Origin of the sequence: Acinetobacter sp. G11, from assembly GCF_049808495.1 — a bacterium.
GTDB lineage: Bacteria > Pseudomonadota > Gammaproteobacteria > Pseudomonadales > Moraxellaceae > Acinetobacter > Acinetobacter kookii.
This window is the reverse complement of sequence record NZ_JBNCAT010000084.1, coordinates 1-661: the sequence shown is the minus strand read 5'-3', so window position 1 is coordinate 661 and position 661 is coordinate 1. Positions and strand designations below refer to the sequence as shown.

Annotated in this window: 1 protein-coding gene; it reads left to right on the top strand. The window is 51.4% G+C overall.

The window, feature by feature from the left end:
• Positions 1–661, top strand: a 661-nt coding sequence (locus ACPUEY_RS14090) for an FAD-dependent oxidoreductase (RefSeq protein ID WP_425122472.1), incomplete at both ends; no start/stop codon positions are given.

The following is a 661-nucleotide window of genomic DNA, read 5'->3' as shown; positions in this document are numbered from 1 at the left end:
CGCAGATCAAGGGGCTGAACCTGATGGCTGATTTTGAGGTGTTCGTATCGCTGAGCTGCCATAACTGTCCGGATGTGGTGCAAGCCCTCAACCTGATCGCGATCTATAACCCGGGCACCACCGCGACCATGATTGACGGGGCCTTTTTCCAGGATGAAGTGGAACAGCGCAAAATCATGGCGGTGCCGATGCTGTTTCAGGACGGCAACCATATCGGTCAGGGCCGTATGACCTTGGAAGAAATCATTGCCAAACTGGACAGCAATTCTACAGCCAAAGACGCCGCAAAGTTAAATGCCAAAGACGCGTTTGATGTGCTGGTGATTGGTGGCGGACCTGCTGGTAACACCGCAGCGATTTATGCGGCGCGTAAAGGCATTAAAACAGGAATCGTAGCGGAACGTATGGGCGGTCAGGTCATGGATACCATGGACATTGAAAACTTCACTTCCGTACAGAAAACCCAGGGTCCGAAATTTGCCGCCGAGATGGAAGCGCATGTACGTGAGTACGGAGTGGACATCATGAACCTGCAAAAAGTGTCTGCCATTAAAGGTGCGGATGAAACGGCGAATGGCCTGGTTGAAGTCACCTTGGAAAATGGGGCGAAGTTAGAATCAAAAACCATCATTCTATCGACTGGTGCACGCTGGAGAGAGAT